At 47.8% G+C, this 19690-nt stretch carries 9 protein-coding genes; all 9 read right to left on the bottom strand.

Annotated elements, in window-relative coordinates:
- Nucleotide 1: 1 nt before the first annotated feature.
- The 9 genes from AABK39_RS04715 to AABK39_RS04675 all read right to left on the bottom strand — a co-directional run bounded on the left by AABK39_RS04715 (nucleotide 2) and on the right by AABK39_RS04675 (nucleotide 19681).
- Nucleotides 2-3358 (bottom strand): SusC/RagA family TonB-linked outer membrane protein, encoded by a 3357-nt coding sequence (locus AABK39_RS04715; protein ID WP_338393758.1) that lies wholly within the window; start codon nucleotides 3356-3358, stop codon nucleotides 2-4.
- 321 nt (nucleotides 3359-3679) lie between these two features.
- Entirely contained in the window at nucleotides 3680-4834 is a 1155-nt protein-coding gene (locus AABK39_RS04710) for a FecR family protein (RefSeq protein WP_338393757.1), read from the bottom strand.
- A 49-nt stretch (nucleotides 4835-4883) separates the two neighbouring features.
- The gene (locus tag AABK39_RS04705) at nucleotides 4884-5468 is read right to left on the bottom strand and encodes an RNA polymerase sigma-70 factor (RefSeq protein WP_338393756.1); all 585 of its coding nucleotides are present in this window, start codon (nucleotides 5466-5468) and stop codon (nucleotides 4884-4886) included.
- A gap of 535 nt (nucleotides 5469-6003) precedes the next feature.
- A complete protein-coding gene (locus AABK39_RS04700; RefSeq protein ID WP_338393755.1) occupies nucleotides 6004-9837 on the bottom strand; it encodes an endo-beta-N-acetylglucosaminidase in 3834 nt (1277 codons plus the stop codon).
- 318 nt (nucleotides 9838-10155) lie between these two features.
- Entirely contained in the window at nucleotides 10156-11664 is a 1509-nt protein-coding gene (locus AABK39_RS04695; RefSeq protein ID WP_338393754.1) for a SusD/RagB family nutrient-binding outer membrane lipoprotein, read from the bottom strand.
- Between the two features lie 10 nt (nucleotides 11665-11674).
- Nucleotides 11675-15118 (bottom strand): SusC/RagA family TonB-linked outer membrane protein, encoded by a 3444-nt coding sequence (locus AABK39_RS04690; RefSeq protein WP_338393753.1) that lies wholly within the window; start codon nucleotides 15116-15118, stop codon nucleotides 11675-11677.
- A gap of 197 nt (nucleotides 15119-15315) precedes the next feature.
- On the bottom strand, nucleotides 15316-16473 hold the full coding sequence (locus tag AABK39_RS04685; protein WP_338393752.1) for a FecR family protein: 1158 nt from the start codon (nucleotides 16471-16473) through the stop codon (nucleotides 15316-15318).
- A 113-nt stretch (nucleotides 16474-16586) separates the two neighbouring features.
- On the bottom strand, nucleotides 16587-17162 hold the full coding sequence (locus AABK39_RS04680; RefSeq protein ID WP_338393751.1) for an RNA polymerase sigma-70 factor: 576 nt from the start codon (nucleotides 17160-17162) through the stop codon (nucleotides 16587-16589).
- Nucleotides 17163-17788: 626 nt separating this feature from the next.
- Nucleotides 17789-19681 carry a T9SS type A sorting domain-containing protein gene (locus AABK39_RS04675; protein WP_338393750.1) on the bottom strand — a complete coding sequence of 631 codons (1893 nt, stop codon included), beginning with the start codon at nucleotides 19679-19681 and terminating at the stop codon, nucleotides 17789-17791.
- Nucleotides 19682-19690 lie beyond the last annotated feature (9 nt).

The following is a 19690-nucleotide window of genomic DNA, read 5'->3' as shown; positions in this document are numbered from 1 at the left end:
ATTAGAACTGAACTTTTACGCCCAACATATAGGTGGTTGTGTTCGGAATACCGCCCGAATTACGAGTCTCAGGGTCAAAACCTAGCTCTGAGAAATAATCTGACGCGGTGAACAGGTTCTCCGAAGTGAAATAAACTTTGGCCTTGCTAAACCCGATTTTCGAAATCACATCTTTCGGAATATTGTATGCTACCATCAGGTTTTTGAGCCTGAAGTATGACAGGTCCCGGATCCAGAAGGAGCTGGTGTGATAGAGGTTCTGGGTTTTTCGTCTCTTGTTCAACCGCGGCCACTCTCCGTTAGGATTGTCCTCGTCGGTGGCGTCGCGCCACATCTCATGTACCAAACCGCGGTCATCCACAGGGAACTGGGCGTTTGGTTGCGAAACCCATGAACCTTTCATTCCGGTAACGCCTTGGAACAGCAGGTTCAACTCGAAGTTTTTATAGAAAAGGTTAACGTTACCGCCATATGTCCACGTCGGTCGACCAGAATGCAGTTTCATTTGGTCTTCGTGGTTGATCTTTCCATCGCCGGCATCCATAACCCCATCACCGTCAGTATCCACGGTCAATTGGTCAATTCGCTCCAAATCCCCTATCTGAAGTCCACTTTCCACGGCATTGTCCAGTTGCTCTTGTGTACGGATAATGCGCGACTCATAGCCACGGATAAAGCCGTAAGGCTCTCCTACACGGATATTACTGGTTTCCAAATCGACATTGTATCCAGTCACCTCGTTTTCTATGTAAGTTCCGTTGGCTCCCACTTGGTAACGCAATTCCCCAACTTGGCCTTCGTACGAAAGATTCAACTCAAGGCCACGATTGGTCATCTCGGCCAGATTTGTATAAGGGGAATCTTTTGCACCAAGGAAAGTAGGCACCTGCAACTTGGTGATAATATCGTAAGTCCTCTTCTGGAACACTTCAGCAGTAATATTGAATGTTCTGAAAAGTGTGGCATCAATCGCCAAGTTGACCATCTCCGTCGATTCCCAGCTGATATCGCTATCCACCAAGCGGGTCACTGACTGGCCCGGGTGAATGTTTCCGCCGAATACGTACGGGCTTTTGTTGTACAAATCTTGGTATGGATAATAACTACCTCTGGAACCTCCCGACGTGTTAATTCTCTGATTACCCAACACACCCCAAGAACCGCGGATCTTCAAGTTGTTAACGAAAGACAGATCCTGCATAAACGCCTCTTCCGATATCCTCCAGCCAGCTGATAACGATGGGAAATAACCCCAGCGTTTTCCTTCCCTAAAACGGGATGAAGCATCCGCTCTCATCGAAGCTTTGAAAAGATATTTTTCGGAAAAATTATAATCCAAACTCCCGAAATAGGACTCCATATTGGCCTCATAGATATCGCCAGATACAGAAGGGTCCTGAAGACCGTAACCGATAGCGTCGACATCATCGCTGGCGAATACGTCTTTTTTACCTTTCAAGTTCTCCCAACGATAAACTTCGATCTCATGACCCGCCAACACACTAAAATTATGTTTGCCTAACGACTTGGTGTAAGTAGCTGTAGCAAAGTGGCTCAATTTGTAATCCTGCTTATGCTCGTTTGTCGACGAACGCTTAATACGGTCAGCATCCAGTTTAGGATTGCCTTCAGGGTCAAGTTCCCTTATGTTATACGTCTCATACAAGGGGTAGAACTGACGCTGGAAGTTATTATTATAATCGATCACGTTACGTGTTTGGAGCCTTAAGCCCGGCAAGGCTTCCCAATTCACAAAAATATCGGCCCGCATACTACGGCGAAGTTTTGTGTTTTCCCGGCCCGCCACCGTGGCATAGGGATTAGTGGCGCTACCAAGCGTTGAGTTCTGACTCCCCAACCACGTACCGTCCGGCAATTGTTGGTTCGATATCATAGGCGCTAACCCATAATTGATTCCATCTGACATCCCCGGGGTCACTTCCCTCCAACGCAGGAAAGCGTTAGCTCCTACGATCAGATTCGGAGTCATGTTGGTTTCCACATTTGTGCGGAAAGTGTAACGCTGTTGTTCATTGCCAGGAGAAAGTCCTTCTTGATCCAAGTAGCTCAAAGAGAAGCGGTAACGGGTAACGTCCGAACCGCCGCTGAACGCGAAGTTGTGACTCTGCATCAAGGCGCTACGTCCTACTTGCTCATCCATCCAATCCACGTTCGGGTGGGCAAGGTCATTTGGGTCAGCGTTTCGCCACTCATCAATATCCGCTTGCTGAAACAAGCCGGGACGGAACTTGTTAAACATCTCCATATATTCCGCCGAATTAGAAACGTAATCCGCTACGTTTGTGGCCTGTTGCCAACCCGCATAGGCATGGTACTCCATTTTCATTTGTCCAGCCTTACCGCTTTTGGTAGTTACCACGATTACACCATTTGCAGCACGCGAGCCGTAAATAGCAGATGACGACGCATCTTTCAATACCGACATAGACTCAATATCGTTAGGATCCAAATCACTAAGGCTGGATTCCACTCCATCCACAACTACCATAGGGCTGTTGTTGGCCGACATAGAACCTTGGCCACGGACTTGGATACTAATCGATTCACCGCCTACACGGCCACCGTTACGCGTAGAGATCCTTACGCCCGGTAACATTCCAGACAAAGCACTGGATACATTGGCGACGGAACGGGCTTCTAATTTTTCGGGTTTTACCGTTGCCACGGCACCGGAAAGGTTAATCTGCTTGGCTTCGCCGTAACCCACAACCACAACGGCCTCCAACTCTTTGAGGTCCTCTTCCAACACAATATCAAAAGTCTGGCGGTTGCCTACGCTCAGCTCCTGAGGCTTATGGCCTACGAAAGTGATCAACAGCACATCCGACTTTTTCACTTGGAGCGAAAACTTACCGTCCACGTCCGTTACGGTACCTTGGGTAGTTCCTTTAATAATTACGTTTACGCCCACCAAGGTCTCGCCTTCCTTGTCGGTAATGGTGCCCGATACGGTAAAGGCTCCGTCTTGGGCCACGCTTTCGGCTGTTCTGGGGCTGATTACCACATGGTTATTTACTACTTTGTATGCGTAAGGTGTCTTTCGCAGAGCCAATTCCAACAATCCCTTGGTATCAATGCCGGTGGCTTCGAAATTTACCCGTGTGTTGACGTCCACCTTATGCTCGGCGAAAAAAACGTCCATGTCCGAATTTTTACGGACGTACTCAAAAACTTGCCTCAAGGTCGAGGCCTTAAAGTTCACCGTGTGCTTCTCTTTTTCCACGATGGTCTCCGAACGCGCTTGCCCAGCAGCGAACAGCGTCACCAAAAAAAAGAGCATAGCGGTTCCTCCCAAGATTCGGCGTAGAATCTTGTTCTTCGGTAATGGTTCCTTCATAAGAACAGTTTTAAATTATAAAAATCTATTTGCGGGGAGATTCCCCCGCCTCATATTTATCGCAGGCCACACCTATGATTAGGCGCAACCCAAACAGTAAAGCCACATTAAACATCTGGCACTCCAAACGTTACCTATATCTAGCTAGCAAGTATCAAAAGCCGGAAAGCCGGCGCTTTACGCAATTTTAGCAGAGTAACAAATAAATAGACCGCTCGGGCATAGCTCCGAAGCCTATAACATCACCACTCTATTATCAGCGCACATAAAACAGTAACAGTACGCTTTACTTCTGTACTCTTTACCCTTTACTACCCACGACTACTTCAAAATCAACAGTCTCCCATTTTTGGAAATCTCGTAATCGAACCCTTCCGCACCAGCCAGAATAGCCATTATATCCTCAAGTGTTCCGTCACGATATATTCCCGAAAAGCGTAAGGACAACAAATCAGCGTTACGGCAATCCACCTCCACGCCATAGTAGCGTTCTATTTCGGAAATCATTTGCCCGAAGGTCTTGCCATTGAAATTCAACTCAGGCGTAGCCCAACGGAAATCCTCCGACACGTCCGCCTCTTCCAACACATATGTATCGCCCTTTTTGCGAAGACGCTCATGCGGTTTGAGCGTGTATTCTTCGTCAGAACCTTCCAAAGTCACCCTTACCGAGCCTTCCAAAAGACTTACAGCCCTATCCGCATCGCCTTCACGGGCCCTAACGTTAAAAACTGTCCCGAGAACCTCCACGGCACCATTTTGAGTCAATACCACAAAAGGTTTGGAAGCGTTCTTGGCCACCTCAAAAACCGCCTCACCGTTAAGCGATACCGTTCGGTCTCCCCAACCGAATGCGGGCGCATAAGCCAAAGAACTCCCCCCGTTGAGCGAGATAACCGTCCCGTCTGTCAAACGCAAGACCAAACGATTTCCCTCGGACACGTTTACGGTGTGTACGCCGTCAGGAACATTATCAACATCGTAGCGCAGGGTGTCAGCCACTCGGCTCATGCCCGGCCAGTTAGCCCACCGGGCATCTGATTCTGAAAGTCTGAGAACGCGGGCATCGGCGTCCACAAGTTCGAAACGCCCTGTTAGCGCCATATCATAATCGGCATAGCGAGTGTCGTTAAACATTAGGTAAACGAACACGCAAAGAAGCGCCACGGCCGCCACCGCCGCGTATGTGGCCGGAAGACGGAAAAGCTTAACTTTCCCCGACCTATTTGGTATAACGCTATAACTTTCTTTACTGTGATTTTCCCTAGACTGAAAAAGACTCCAACCCTCGACCGCATCAAAAACGCTTTCCAAAGCATCCGCACCTTTCCGGGCTTTCTCCAAAATGGCTTTACGGTCTGCCAGCGTTTTCGCAAAGGCCACGTCTTCGTTCGCCCAGCGTTCCACTTGGCGTCGTTCGTCCGCATTAGCTTCGCCTTGCAGATATTTGGTCAATATGATTTCGCTCTTTTCCATGCTCTCATTAGGTTAGTAAAGCTAGAGTCCTTTTACCCTTACGCCGACTTTAAAAAAAATTAAAAAAAAGTTCATGGCCTATTTCTTGGATCACTTTGCCGGCCAACAACAAACCCACCAACTCCACGCCTTTACCGGCCAGGTGCCCCTTGATCCTCGACAACGCTTTGGTCATTTGCGCCTCCACGGTCTTTACCGAGATTTTCAACTCTTCGGCTATTTGCCCGTTGCTCATTCCCGAAAAACGACTTAGCTCGAACACTTCCCGGCATCGTTCGGGGAGTTTGTCCACAGCCTTATCCAACTCGCCGTACAATTCCTTATAAGCCACAATCCTGTCCACGCTATTCTCCATCACCGTTTCGGTTTTAAGCGCTTCGTCCATATAACGGCGCCTAACGTCCCGGCGATTAAGGCAATTGGACGCTTGGTACAAAACAGCCCTGAAAAGATAAGCCTTGGCCCGTTCCTCCGAATCCAGCGACACCTTGCGTTCCCAAATATCCATAAACACGTCAACCACCAACTCTCGGGCTTCCTCATAATTATGCACAAGCCGATAAGCGTAAGCGCAAAGCCTACTGTAATAAGCCTTGTATATTCGCTCAAACTCTAGCCTTGTCATCTCCTCCATAAAACAGCTAAGGTATATTCACAAACCGATCTCCGTATGCAAAAAAAGAATGTTTCCGTTCCGAACGAATTACGCAAAAAGCCCCCCTCTCCCAAATCCCATTTCCTGACCACTTCCGTATCATATCCGGAAATACGATAACCCAAACAAAAACAGGCATTGTATTCTGGTTCATTTACTAAGTTAGCATTTACCATATAAAACAACAAAACTTAAAAATCTTTAGAAACCCTAAAGTCACCCGCTCTAACCCATTTTGGAAAGGACAACACCCCGAACAAAGTAAATTTGAAACCGACAAACGGTCTCCCTCTCTACCATCCCGCTAGAACACACTAAAAAAACTAGAATTTTGGGCTACACAAAACAATAGGCTAAAATGTTGCGATTGCTCACGTTCGGTTAACGATTCTTTTTTCGAAGGAAGAAGCGTTAACTAAAAATCCCCAACAAAAAAATTGTCGGGGATCTGTAACAGTAAAAAAAGAAAAGGCCAGGCCGGGAAAACCAGCCATAGCCTTCCGTTCCACATTATTTATCTTTTCAGGAATTTCGTTTGTATTCCCGTACCGCTTTCCGTCACCATTCTGATGACATACATCCCAACCGGATAGTCAGCAACGTTCAACACAAACTCTCTCGAAGCCGGATCAAACGAAACCACCTCGTTGCCCTTCGCGTCGTAAACGGCAAATTGCATTACCATTTCCGGTGCCACGACATTTAACACATCGTTGGCTGGGTTCGGGAAGAGGTTTATTTCGGAAGGAATTACCTCGGCGTCTTCTTGAACCAATCCCGACGTACGCATTGCCGGTGCGGTTATGTAACGGCCCATGACTTCCACCTCAGCCAAACTGAGGGCATGGACATTGCCTTCAAGCTGGATGCGAATGTAGCGCCCCGTGGCGTTGATTCGGAGGACGCTCGGGAATTCTCCCTGCCCTGCGTGATAGATATCGATGACACCGGCCTGATTCTGACTTCCCGACAATGAGCTTTGCGTAAACGGCTGTTCCGAAACCAAAACATGGAAATTACTTAACCGTTGTGAGCAACAGTCAGAACGATTGTAGACGTTAATGAAATCAATTTCGGCTACTTCGCCCAAGTCTACAGTCCAGTACGGCTGACTCGTGTAGGCTTTAGTATGCGTCACAGACCAATGGGTCCAAACACCGCTTGTATTCCCATCCACGGCACGGGGTGACAAACCTCCCCAGCCTGTGGAAGACTGTGATGTCGATTGGTTCAACGCCAAATTCACGACAGCGTTATTTTCCTCGGTATCGACCGTGAAGTTGGCGGTTTGCACCACGCCTTGGCCCGAATTTCCTTCCTCATCGACAACTCCGGCCAAATCAAGCGTTATCACGTTTGTGTTGTCTGCAATGTCCGTATCAGGGGTATAAATAGCGGTGAAAGTCTCTCCGCCATCGGTACTGGAAAGAGCCGAAAGGCTTCCGTTAGGCACGGTAAAGTCTGCGATGTCCAGCCCAGTTACGGCTTGGTTGAACGCCACGCTTAAAGTAGACGTCTCGTTAAGGGTAATTTCAGTATCGGCCATTGTCATAGAAGCGTTTAGCGACAGGGCCGTTTCGTTCATATATTGTCCGAAAACCTCAATTTCTCCCACTCCCATATCCGTCGTTTGCGTCGTGCGCCTCTGAATTCTGATATAGCGACCTGTCGGGGCTTGGCCATTGAAATCATAAACACTTGGTTTGCCCATAGTGCTCGGTTCATGGTATTCAAACACTCCGGGCTGGTTTCTGACTTCTTCAGGATAACTAGAATTGAACGGTTCAGGCGAAATGAATATATAGTAATCAGTCAGACGGCTTTGACAACAGTTATGCCTATTCCAAGCCTTAATCTCCCCAATAGCCACTTGGCTTCCCAAGTCCACTTCCCAGAAAAGGTAAGCGGTCGGATTACGTACCGGAATGGCCGTAGAAGTCACGTCACCGTCATTTCCTTTCGAGGCGGCGAATGTTCCCGATCCTTCTCCTGACGAAGTTATCGACGGTTTTCCCAGAGCCAGATTGGTGTTTTCCCCGTTCACGGTCACCGTCTTAGTCAACGTTTCCGATCCGTACTCATTTTCAACCGTGAGGGTTATCGTTTTAACTCCCGGCGATGTGAAAACAACTCCCGACGGATTAGCCGAAGTACTCGTGGCCGGTTGTCCGTCCTCAAACGTCCATGCGTAAGTGTTTGCCGACTCGCTCAAATTCGTAACCAACATAGGTTCGTTGAGATTTACGCCCCCTGGCACTTCAAAAGCCGGAGAGGCTTTGGGCTGGATAGCCACCGGCGTCCCGTTATCGGCGAAAGCGCTCCGTGTTTTGCCATCGAGCCCCACTGACTGCACCAGAAAACGAACATTACCATTTCCCGCACTTCTTTTGATATTCTCAAACGCAATCGCACGAGCGACGGAACGTCCTACAAACACCGTATCGGCCACCGCGTCGCAAACTTGGAACACTTCAAAATACTTGACATTGCCGTCAACATTATAACGCGGACTGCCTTGGATATCCCATGTCAAGCGTCCTGACATCTTACGGCCAACCATAGTTACGGCGTCTACATTCACTCCAGTAGCCATCGACGGAATGGTTTCAGACCCATCCGTAAGGCAAAGGCCTCCCAGATTGATTTTGTAACCGCTGGCTTGTCCCTTGAAATTCAAGCCTATGACCGCCAAAGTTTGGCCACTGTGTTGCGCAAGGTCAAACTCCACCGTATTCCAACCTTCCGTTTGGGTGGCTCCCGCCGGATGAAATGTGAAACCTGACAGGCTCTCCCCGTTTTCAAAAGCCAACGCCAGCTCTAAATTGGAAGCTTGCCCTTGCGAAGCTCCATCCACTTTATAGGTAAGGCTCAGGCGTGTTTGGCCACTTATCGCCAATTTGGTTTTGAACAACCGTAAAAGATTATTGCCCGATCCCAGGCTTCCTTCTACCGCCAAAGAACCGCCGGCATCATAAGCCTCGGAGAAATCCATTCCGGCCTCAAGCGACGCTCCGCCTTCGCTCCACCACCAGCGCCAAGTAGGTACAATGTCCTGAATACTGACATTATTCCAAGCTTTGTCGCTCACCTGCTCGCCTTTTTTATTGAAAAACAAACCGAAACCGTCATTGAATGTCGTAGCTAGCGGATACGACGCAATCACCGACTTTGCCGTAACATGGGACGCCATTCCCGCCACTCGTTTCGTTTTTCCGGAAGAGTTTATCGGCGTGCCTGGTTGACTCGGGGTCCGGTTGGGTCCAGACCAAAGATCCATGGCCCTGTCACGGTAATTGTCCATTCTGGCTACCGCTGTATGACCCCAGCGGTCGTTCCAAGACGATTCTCCCCACATGGCGATTGAAGTGGGATTATTGTTAAGGTCTTTCCACGGATGCCTGGCGTCACCACGGAAAACCGCCGGCATATTCAGTCCGGCAAATACCCGGTCGTAAGGATCGTTTTTACCGGCGGGGAAGTTGTTCTTGACAAAATTGGCGCTACTCTGCAAGCTATTGGCATCCCATTCATAATTAAGGAAAGCCCGGTCGAAGGTTGTTTTTCCATTTTCCTCCAACCATTTGTCATTGCCAGAATCTACTTTCTTAATCCAAAAATTTCGGCCACCGGAATTGTAGTGTACGTAATAGTAAACCAGTTCGAAGACCTCCATACCTTTCTCTTCGGCGATTCGGTTCATCTCTTGAAAGAGTCCGCGTGTCTGTACCGCCACATTACTAGGATAATTTGTCACCTCTATGTTGAAGGCGTAACCGTCGAAGCCGTAGTGTTCGGCCATATCCACCAATTTCTGGGCATGTTTGTACGTACCATCCGTATTTTTGGCGATCATTTCCCTGAAGACGCTACTATTGGGGTTGGTAGGATCAGCGAAAGTACAACCGCCCAAAACCTTCACGCCGTTGCGGTGGCCGGCATCAATGTTCGACGCCGGAGGGATGTGCACTCTGGCGTCTCCTCCATTCCAATAATACCAAGTATCCTGATACTGCCAAAAATACGGCGCATTGGCGTCGATGCCGGGAGAGTTACGGGCGTAAGGCGTCATGATCACCCAGTTGTCCATCTTTTTCTTATGCGGAATGTTTGGGTTTACCTGAGACGCCTTAAACTCAAAGCGCTCGGCCAAAGGCACTCTGGAAATAAGAAACTCCTCGGAATCGGCCGATCCAGGAGACCAATTCCCGATATAATCCGACGCTGTCGGTTTAAAGGAAAACGCCGGAATCTCGGGGAGATCCGCTTGGGCGTACCCGGATGTCAAATCGCAACAGCAAAAGCATAGGAATGCCAGTGCAGCGCATAAAATGCGTGTAGACTTTTGCATAGTGAACAAAAATATTTGGGTTAGAAATTGGCGTCGGACCACTAACTTGCCGACGCTTTAAAGGTGTTGTTTTGATGAAGGGAAAAGAGAAGGGGTGCCCCAGCCCGGAACATTCCCTCCTCAAGACGTGGCCGTCTCAAAAACCTTGGGCTATACAATTCAAACTTGGCCAAATGATTACGTATAGATTTTATCCCTTTGGAATTGAGCGGTCACGAATGTCAAACATTAAAAGTTTAACGCAGGCCCTCCCTTTTACAGGCACTGCCCACGGGAGTTAGCATTTCATAAAGAATAACCAGCTTAAAATATCCGGCGTTAGTCAACGTCCCACCAAACGGGGGTCATATTGGAATCAGGTTTACCGTCCAAAGCCTGTGTTACGTTATCGCCGTTGTTATCATGTTCCTGCTCCAAGTATTTTATCCTAAGGATGAATTTACCCAAAGGAACATCACAGTCAGGAGAAACATTAGCCGGAGGGGTTAGCTCGGAAGGGAAACCGGTACGGCGGAAACTGGCCCAACCCACGCAACCGTCAGGGAATACGGCCAACCATTTCTGCGTCGAGATTTTTCGCAAGTGCTCCCCTCCCTCAAGGCTGACGTTAGGACTGTTCAGGTATTTCTCCATTTCTTCCTCGCTGATTTCGCCCACATTCTTTTTGGCTTCGGCCGTAGCGGTATTATTGATATGTTCGAAAGAAGCCTTGACTCCCTCATTATAATTTTCGGTCATATCGCCGGCGCCGGCCCATTTAAGCATGGCGGCTTCCGCCTTGAGGAAACAGATCTCCGAGTATACGAAGAGATCCATCGCTTTATCATTATCGAACCAAGGACCGAAGTTCGAAAAGATTTTCTTACGATCGCCCATTCCGTCTTGCTCTGACCGGGTAAGCCCGACCGTCAAACCGTTGTACCCTCCGTCAGACTCGGCGGGATCATAAAACCAACGTTGCCTCGGGTCAACAATCTCGGCCGTCTCTTCAAGAACTTTTTCCATCGGTTCGCTCATCATCGCCTCTCTCCAGCTTTTCATGGAGGGCATCGGGTGCCGCAATCCGAAGTTGAAATCCTGAGCGAGCATAGCGTTGTCGGCATTGCTACCTATAATTGGCGAGCTCAAAGCAGATTCGCCTTCCGCTTTCGCCTTGTCGGGATCCACTTTGGAAATCTGCATGGCCATTCTCAGGCGTAACGAAGCCGAAAACTTTTTCCATTTCGCCATGTCTCCCCCGTAGATCACATCCGCATCCGTGAAAGTGTTTACGGGCATCACGTTTGAATCGTCGATCATCTTTTCAGCTTCCTTGAGCTGTTCGAAAAGATCATAATAGATCTCTTTCTGCGTGTCGTAAGGAGTATTGAAATCATATTCCGACGCCGAAGTTCCTGCCAAGGGAACAAAGTAGGGAATACTGCCATAAGCATCCGTAATACGAAGCAGAATCCAGGCCCTCCAGATAATCACCTGCGCTTTCATATTCATCTGAGCCTCAGTGGTCGATTCCAGAATCAATCGCGAAGCCGGGATCAAATCAAGGTAACAGTCTCGCCAAAGGGCCGCGTGCCACCCTTCCTGAGACACGTAACGGTCACCGCCATGCTTCGTGTCCGAAAAGTACTGGCAATACATATTCTCATAAAGGTGCTGTTTCCTTTGGTAATCGCCGGAAGCCCCTTTGTTCAGCATCATCAGAAAATACGAAGGAAGCGGGCCGCTAAGGGGATTTGTTTCGCTTGTGTCAATTTCCTCAAAATCACCTGTACATGACGGAAAACCGAGAAGCAATCCCGCCATTATCATCAAAAAATATCTTTTCATCGGTCAGTCTTTAAAATTTCACGTTAAGGTTAAATCCGTACGTACGGGTCATCGGCATGCCCGCCACCTCTATAGCCTGCCCTACCAGGGAGCTTGAAAAACCGAACGGATTTCCGGGGGCGTCTTTGGAGAAGAATCCCACATTGGTGGCCACAAACGACAGTCTCAAAGCTTCGAACGGTGTCTTGCCCAAGATTTTTTTCGGGAAATTATACCCCAACGCCAATTCCTTAAGCTGAACGTAAGAACCGTCATGCAGGAAAGGATCCACCACGGCTTTACGTCCGTTATTCGCTACGCGCGACCAATATTCCTGCGCACTGACTTTGACCGTATTGGGTTCGTAACTTTTGTTCCCGTCGGCGTCTTTTACTTCCACTACACCGTTAACCAAAAACTTCTCCTCACGGCCAGACAACGTGAGTTTGCTGACACCGTCGCGGGCGGCATGGGACTCGGTATAAGAATAAACAAGCCCGCCACTCTTGATATTGACCAAAGCGTTCAAATAAAATCCCTTATAGGAGAACCTGTTCGACACAGAACCGATCCAGTCCGGATTGATACTGCCAAAATGCGTGGCGCCCTCTTTTTGGGGGTCTAGCTGACCGTTGGTTTTGGGCAGGCCTTTGTTGTCCACGATCAATAAACCGTCGTCATTATACTTGAAAGTTCGCCCATACAGTTCGCCCAAATCACCGCCTTCGACAGCGTAGATCCTTAGGTTATCATGGCCCCAAATCTTTTTAAAACCGTTTTGCGAGTCCATTCCCTTGAAGTTGACGATCTCGTTGCGGTTTTTGGAAAAATTTAAATCCAAATCCCAAGTGAAGTCATTGATCACTACAGGGCGAGTTTGTAAGCTGATTTCGATACCACGGTTACGAACTTCACTACCGTTAACCAATTGCCGCGTGTAACCCGAGGTCATTCCTCTAGGCGAATAACCGATCTGGTTATCGGTGGATTTCGAATACCACGTGAAGTCCAAGCCCAAACGGTTTTCGAACATTCTCAAATCAAAGCCAACCTCTTTTGACACGGTACGCTCGGGATCGATAGGAATGCTTTTGTCTGTAGTGTACATTCCTTTCACCATCTTCATCCCTTTCTGCTTCACCTGAAATCCGGTGTGTGGCGAATCCGCACGAGTACCTCCGGCTCCAGTGTCGTTACCGGTGGTGGCATAAGAAGCCCGTAACTTGGCATATGTAAGCCATGTAGGCAGATCAGTTCCTATATCTTCCAAAAAGTCGCTTACCGAAAGACTCGAGCTTGCCGACCAGTAGAAGTATCCCTCGTCATAAGCGTTTGGCAAAGCCGAAGACCAATCATTTCTGGCTGTCAAGTCCAAGAAAAGATAGTTGCGATAGCCAACCTGCCCGAAGGCGAAAAGCGACTGAATCTCTTTCGCAGAAGCTTTTTCGCCAACCGAAGCCGTTTCGCCCAGGCCCAATACCCGGCGCTCGGCCTCCATCATATGCGTTTCTCTCGCATTGAACTCATCCCAAGTCTGATGGAAAATAGAAGAGCCAAGACTGGCGCTCAACTGAAACTCACTGATATCCTTCTTTGCGGTAATCAGGGCATCTGCATTGTAGATATTAGATTTTTTGGACGACCTGTTTCTGCTACCGAATTTCATATATTTATACTGGTCGGCGTTTACCGGGCGCGAACGGTTTTCCCCGGACGTATGGCTCATATCCGTACTGACGCGCACCCTCGCCGTAAGCCAGTCATTAAACTTGTAGTCGGCATTCACCAAACCGAGGAAGCGGTTTCTCACAGAACTGCCTTTGCTTGTTCTGAAATACGGGTCATTGGCACCGTGGTACGGGTTTATGTACATCCGGTAACCGTTTTCGTCCTCGCTACGCTCAAGGTCCTCCGTGCGGATACTCCTCGGCATACCGATAAATGACATCATGTCACCACTAAAGCCAGTACCTCTTTTATTCTGGGTTTTGAAGCGCATGTAAGACGCCTTATAGGAAAGGTTCAGCTTCCCTCTGGTCTGCTTGAAGTTCAGATTGACGCTGTTCTTGTGCAAGCGATATTCAGGCGTCACGCCTTCGTTGTCAGAATCCATCACCGATATACGAACGCTGTTTTTCTCGTTACCGGAACTCAATACCAACGAGTTGGTGAACGAATGACCGATTTCGTAGAAATCCTCGGCCTGGTTATGAGGCGAAAGCGGAATCATCACTCCGGGATCTCTCCAACTCTCCACCATCTGGCCTTCCATTTTCGGGCCCCAGCTCGTAAGGCTAAGCTCGCTGTAATTGCCAGCACTGCCTTGGCCGTAAGTATTCTGGAAATCGAAAAACTCATACGGATCCACAAACTGCATATTGGCGTTGTACTCGATCTTCATGCCGTCCGTGGCTTTGGCCCCTTTAGTAGTCACGAGGATCACGCCGTTCGCTCCGCGAGCACCGTAAAGCGCCGCCGCGTTTGGCCCTTTCAGCACTGAGATATTCTCGATATCGTCCGGGTTAAGGTCAATAAGCGCATTTGCCCCCTCATTGTTACCCCATACGTTGGACCCCATCTTGTCTTGGTCCGACCCCGAAGCATTTACCGGTACGCCGTCGATGATCCATAGTGGCGAATTCTTTCCCTGTAGGGAAGTATTACCGCGAATATTCACGCGCACGCCTCCGCCTATATCTCCCGAAGTCTCTCCGATATTCAGACCGGCCACTTTACCCGAAAGGGAGTTCATCATGTTCTCAGACCTCACTTCGGCCATGCCTTCGGCCTTGATCTCCTGAACGGAATAACCCAACGATTTTGTTTCCCTTTCCAAACCGAATGCCGTTACCACCACTTCGTTGAGTTGTTGGGTATCCGGGACTAACTTGACATCTATCCGGCTCTGGTTGCCCACAAGCACCTCAAAAGGCTTAAACCCTATAGATTGGAAAACCAGAATGGCGCTTTTAGGCGCTTTGATCGTAAAGTTTCCCTCAAGATCAGTTGCCGTGCCTTGACTGGTGCCTTTGATAAAGACGTTTACACCGGGCAATCCCTCGTCAGTATCCGAAACCACGCGCCCTGTAATCGTATTTTTTTCGTCTTGGACCGGAATTGGGACAATAGTTTTTTCGGGAACAGCCTCTTTCCGCTTAATAACAATCATGCTGTTGAGGACTTCAAACTCCAAGTCCGAAGTCTTTAGCGCTTGGCGCAAAGCTTCATCCAAACCATAATCCCCTTTGATCGTCACTTCCTCATAGGGATCCAGATCACCGTTTTTGAAAAAAATCTTCTTGCTCGTCTGTTTTCCTATTTCCGCCAAGATCATCTCAAGCTTGGCGTTTTTGAATTCTAATCGCACAACGTTGTCCGCAGTGGCATTAACCACCGACGCACACAAGATTACCAAAGGCAATATAATTCCAGCCTTCCGCCGTAGGGCGAAGGTAATTTTATAAAAAAGATTCATATCTTTGAAGTATTAAAAATTTGAGTTGATAAGAAAAATGTTCGGGAGGCGGTCCGCTAAACCGTCTTCCGTTCTTCACTTTTTATTGTAGGTTCTTCTAATCCATATTCCCCCTTTCCGTTTAGTTTTTCTACCGCAATACTCACATCTAAATCCTCGATTTCCCTTTATAAAAAGACATGCCGTCTTCGACCCTGTTATTCAACAATTACTTTTTCACCATCATAACGATACTGGAAACTGCATAGCTTTGACAAGCCCAAAATAGCCTCATCAAAACTTTCTTTGTCCAAAATACCGCTATAACCCTGACTGGAAATTCGCCCGGTACGGTCCTCTATTGGCCTGCCATACCAACGGCTAAGCCTGGGGAGTATCTCCACCAAAGGCACATCTTGGAATATTAGTTTCCCGTCCTTCCATGATGTATACACCCCGACATCCACCGTCTCCATGACCACCTTTTTGGTAGTTTTATCATATACCATCGATTGTCCGGGCTCGAGTGCCACAGCTTTTTTCAAATCAAAAAACTTACTTCTGGGCATTATGGCTACACGTCCTTCGACCAGCACGGTCCTATTCCTATTTTCATTTTTGTAAGCGCTAAAATTAAAGCTTGTCCCCAACACCCGAAGCCTTAACCTATCCGAATTTACATAAAACGGTTTATCTTTATTTTTAGCCACATCACAATAGATCTCTCCACTCAAAAGTTCTATATTCCGCTCCATTCCCTTGAACACCACAGGGTAACGCAATTCCGTCTCGGAATTCAATGTTACAATTGTTCCATCCGAAAGCGTGATAGAAAAACGCTTACCGGAAGGCACTTTAACCGTATTATATTTTTCCTTTATACTTTGGAATCCCTTCTTCTGATAGGCCAGTCCGCTCTTCTCTCTTGTCCTTACAAAACCGTTACCTTCGGACTGTCCCAAGCTGTCACTTTCCTCTTCCAACAGCATCACCGTACCATCAGACAAAGTAAGTTTGACAACTTCCTCTTCATCAGTCATAGCTATACGTTGCGACGGCCCACCAGCGGGTCCACCGTTCAATATAAACACAAATAAGACGGCGATTGCCGCGGCCACGCCTACATCCCACCACATCTGGATTCTCCTCGATTTCAACTGTCCTATCTGGTCGTGAACCGCCCGTATGGAAGCCTCTTCCGAAAGCGCCGGAAACGGTTTTTCCATTTTCTCCGACCTGGCACTCACCATTTCAGCGAAAAGAGCCTCGTTTTCTTCGTTAGCGTTAATCCAGCCATGCAACTTTTGCAAATCCGAGGGAGAAAGATTTTCACCTTCCAGATAACTCTCAGCCAAAAGTTTTATCGCATGTTCCATATAAATCCGACTCATTTTCAGAACACCATACGGTTTCGGGGCTTTTTACCCTTGGGGTTCTTTGAAAAAAATTAAAAAAATATTTACAACGAGCGCACAAACAACGATAACCACTAGGAAATCAACAACATAGACATCGCTAATTTTAAAGCGTAATCTTTGAGTTCGGACCGCATTTTTCGTTGCGCAAGGGTCAAGTGTCCCTCTACTGTCTTGATCGAAACTCCCATCTCCTCCGCCACTTCCCTATGGCGCATGCCTTCCAATTTAATCTTTACGAACACTTTCCGCTGTTGCGGAGACAGCTCTTCCAGCACCGACTGTACTTGTGTGTTCAGCTCGTTGAACCTGACTTTGGATTCCGTATTTTCGTACGACACTCCGTCAAAATTCTGACGGTAATGCGTACAAAACTTTTCCCTGATTTTGCCCTTACGGCACAAATCCATATATCCGTTAGATACAATCCGGATCAGGTAGGGCTTCAAGCTTTTCCGGCTAGCCAAATTACGCCTGTTTTCCCATAAATTGACAAACACGTCCTGAACTATATCCTCAGCCATTTCCGGGTCTTTCGCCAAATAAAAGGCAAAACGAAGCAAATCATCCCTATATCGCCTGAACAACACGTCCAACGCTGACAGGCTCCCTTTCTTCAGTTGATGGAGGTAATAATCATCGTTATACATAGACTTGCTTCACAAACACAAAAAACACATAACGGCCTTTCAAAAAACTCACATAACGCTCTTCTCCCTGTCATGGCCCGCAAAGCAATTTAGCCAACGGTGTATTAAAATAAAAGTCATCATACGCATTCATTCGGCCTATACCAGAGTAGCATAATCTCGCTTTTCTAGAATGATTCACCCTTTATTCTTGAAAAAAATTCAATTGAAACCTCTATAAGGCTGGTTTATCTCACTCATCAAGACAATTCATTTAACAAAATGAAAACAAGAACACATATAAAATGACTGTTTTAAATTTTAAACTTATTCATGATAAACACTCGGGTCCTTATTTTCCCTTTATAAAAATGGTCTTCAGTGCATGACAAAAAATGAATATCGAAAGCGCCTAAGCCAAATATAAACCACACGGAAGTACCGTTAAGTTCGAAGGTTAAAAGCAACATACCAAATCTTTTTTGCTGATTAAGCTAATGAGAGGGTATTTAAGTCCCTCTTTGCAAAAACGCGGATAACGGGTATGTTAAAACAAAACAGCCTGGCGAAAAATCTACCAAGCTGTTTTAGTGCAAACAAATTACACTTCGAACTCAAGAGTTTCTTTCAAGGAAAGATCAAACAAATCACCGCTTAACTAACCTGTTACGAATAACATTCCCATCATGAGTACTAACTAGGACAAAGTACAACCCTTTGCCTAAACCCTTCAGGTACAATTCCACCTCCCTCCCCGGGGCTTCAAACACATTAATCACCTTACCCGATAAATTGATCAGCTCCACTCGCTTTATCTCCGATTTCGCCACGACATGTAAACGATCCGCAACCGGATTAGGACTTATGCTTATCTCATTCGGGTCTGTGATCGCTAACGTTTCAGGCTCCTCCGGTTCCGGAGCTTGTTCTGGCACATGCGCCGGATCGCTCGAAGGATCTTCCTCGGTCAGCATCTTACCCATCACTTCCACTTCGGCCAAATCCAGCGCATCATCCTCGCCCCTACGCGCAATGCGCACATATTTCCCGAACACCGGACTTTCGAACTCAAGCTCGTACATTTCCCCTACCGTACCCGCCTTAAAACGCTTCACCACGCAGGCCTCTTTGCCGTAATCTTTGCCGTTTCCTTTCGGTCCCATAAAATCTCTCGACACCAAAACGTCAAAATTATTGAGGTCTTCGGTGCCTGCCCAAATCTTAATGCTGTGGATCTCCGCCACGCCGCCAAGGTTCACCTGCCAATAGCGTTTCTCTCCGGGATGGGTTCTCGCCAAATTGGCTTCTTGTCCCGCTTCGGTATTGCCGTCCACGGCCAATCCGGCTACGCTCTGCTCGGTTAAGTCGTTGGACTGTCTCGCCGGTTTTCCCAAAGCGATATTGGTCAGCGGAGCATCATCGTCCACGGCTGTTGTCCGCATAAAGTTCCCACAAACATTCGTTCCCTCGGGGGCGCTGATCGCCTTCGCTATCTCATTGCGATATATACCGCCGTTTTTCTTTGCCAGTGCGCTGTATTTGTTAAAATTCTCGGCCGTTGCGTTTCGGGCGATCCCCACACTGCCTTTCAGGAAGCGGTTATTCTCAATCACAATCCCCTCTGGCGCCAAATCCGGAGTCCAAGAGCCCACGCTTCCGTCGATAAACAAATTATCGTGTATCCAGAGGTTTTCCAAGTGAAACCAAGTTTGGCTTTCTATTCTCAAAAGAATTCCCGAAGTGCTGAACACACAGTTTTTCACTTCTATATTGTCATCGTTTTTCAACTTGATAGATCCGCCTGCGCTGGAATCCGAAAATCCGCTGATAGTCACGCCGTCGATCACCACTGTTGTACAATCGTGAGTGTAGATGCCGTGGTCTTCGGAGCCTTCCGTGGTTTCCCGGGTATAATGTCCGCCCTGAATCAACAGGTTCATACTGCGGTCGTCGCCGTTTTGGCTGGTCCAGGTTTTTACCGCTCCTCGAAGCCTTCCGCGGATGGTGTTGTTTAGTATTTTGTTATAATCCCCGTTCCACACGGCTATTCCCCGACCGTTTTCGGCTTTGTCGCTGAGGATTATTTCACAATTGCTGATTACGCAATGATCGCAACGGAGCAAGGCCACGATTCCGTCGGCGGTCACTTTGTTTTCCCTTACGGTGACCCGGTCAATGGTCGATTTCTTACATCCGTACAGACCGAACTTAATGTTCTCGAACACCAAATCCCTGAACACCAACTCTTCCATATATCTAAACTGCAAACCCAAAAGGCCTTCCATTTCGCCAGCGTCAAAAATCACCTCGCCTTTGTCCCCTTTTCGTTTGTAGGTAATTCTGTGCCTTTTGGTTCCTTGCCACGCGTTGCGTAGAGCTTCGTTCATTTTGTAAACTCCTGGCTCAAAAAGCACCGTACTGCCTGAAGGAATCGCTTCGAGCGCCTCCACGGTAAAAGTGGCTGTGGTAAAATTAATCTCGGCCGAATAGCCAGCGCTAAAAAACGTCAGCGCTAAAATTGTCAGTAAAAATCTTCTCATGCTGAATGG

It is taken from the genome of Fulvitalea axinellae (genome assembly GCF_036492835.1).
Lineage (GTDB): Bacteria > Bacteroidota > Bacteroidia > Cytophagales > Cyclobacteriaceae > Fulvitalea > Fulvitalea axinellae.
This window is presented reverse-complemented; position numbering and strand designations above follow the sequence as displayed.

Bases quoted from the DNA above. Each gene is read 5' to 3' on its own strand.
- AABK39_RS04690 (WP_338393753.1), bottom strand. From the start codon at position 15,118: ATGAATCTTTTTTATAAAATTACCTTCGCCCTACGGCGGAAGGCTGGA.
- AABK39_RS04685 (WP_338393752.1), bottom strand. From the start codon at position 16,473: ATGGAACATGCGATAAAACTTTTGGCTGAGAGTTATCTGGAAGGTGAA.
- AABK39_RS04715 (WP_338393758.1), bottom strand. From the start codon at position 3,358: ATGAAGGAACCATTACCGAAGAACAAGATTCTACGCCGAATCTTGGGA.
- AABK39_RS04700 (WP_338393755.1), bottom strand. From the start codon at position 9,837: ATGCAAAAGTCTACACGCATTTTATGCGCTGCACTGGCATTCCTATGC.
- AABK39_RS04695 (WP_338393754.1), bottom strand. From the start codon at position 11,664: ATGAAAAGATATTTTTTGATGATAATGGCGGGATTGCTTCTCGGTTTT.
- AABK39_RS04680 (WP_338393751.1), bottom strand. From the start codon at position 17,162: ATGTATAACGATGATTATTACCTCCATCAACTGAAGAAAGGGAGCCTG.
- AABK39_RS04705 (WP_338393756.1), bottom strand. From the start codon at position 5,468: ATGGAGGAGATGACAAGGCTAGAGTTTGAGCGAATATACAAGGCTTAT.
- AABK39_RS04675 (WP_338393750.1), bottom strand. From the start codon at position 19,681: ATGAGAAGATTTTTACTGACAATTTTAGCGCTGACGTTTTTTAGCGCT.
- AABK39_RS04710 (WP_338393757.1), bottom strand. From the start codon at position 4,834: ATGGAAAAGAGCGAAATCATATTGACCAAATATCTGCAAGGCGAAGCT.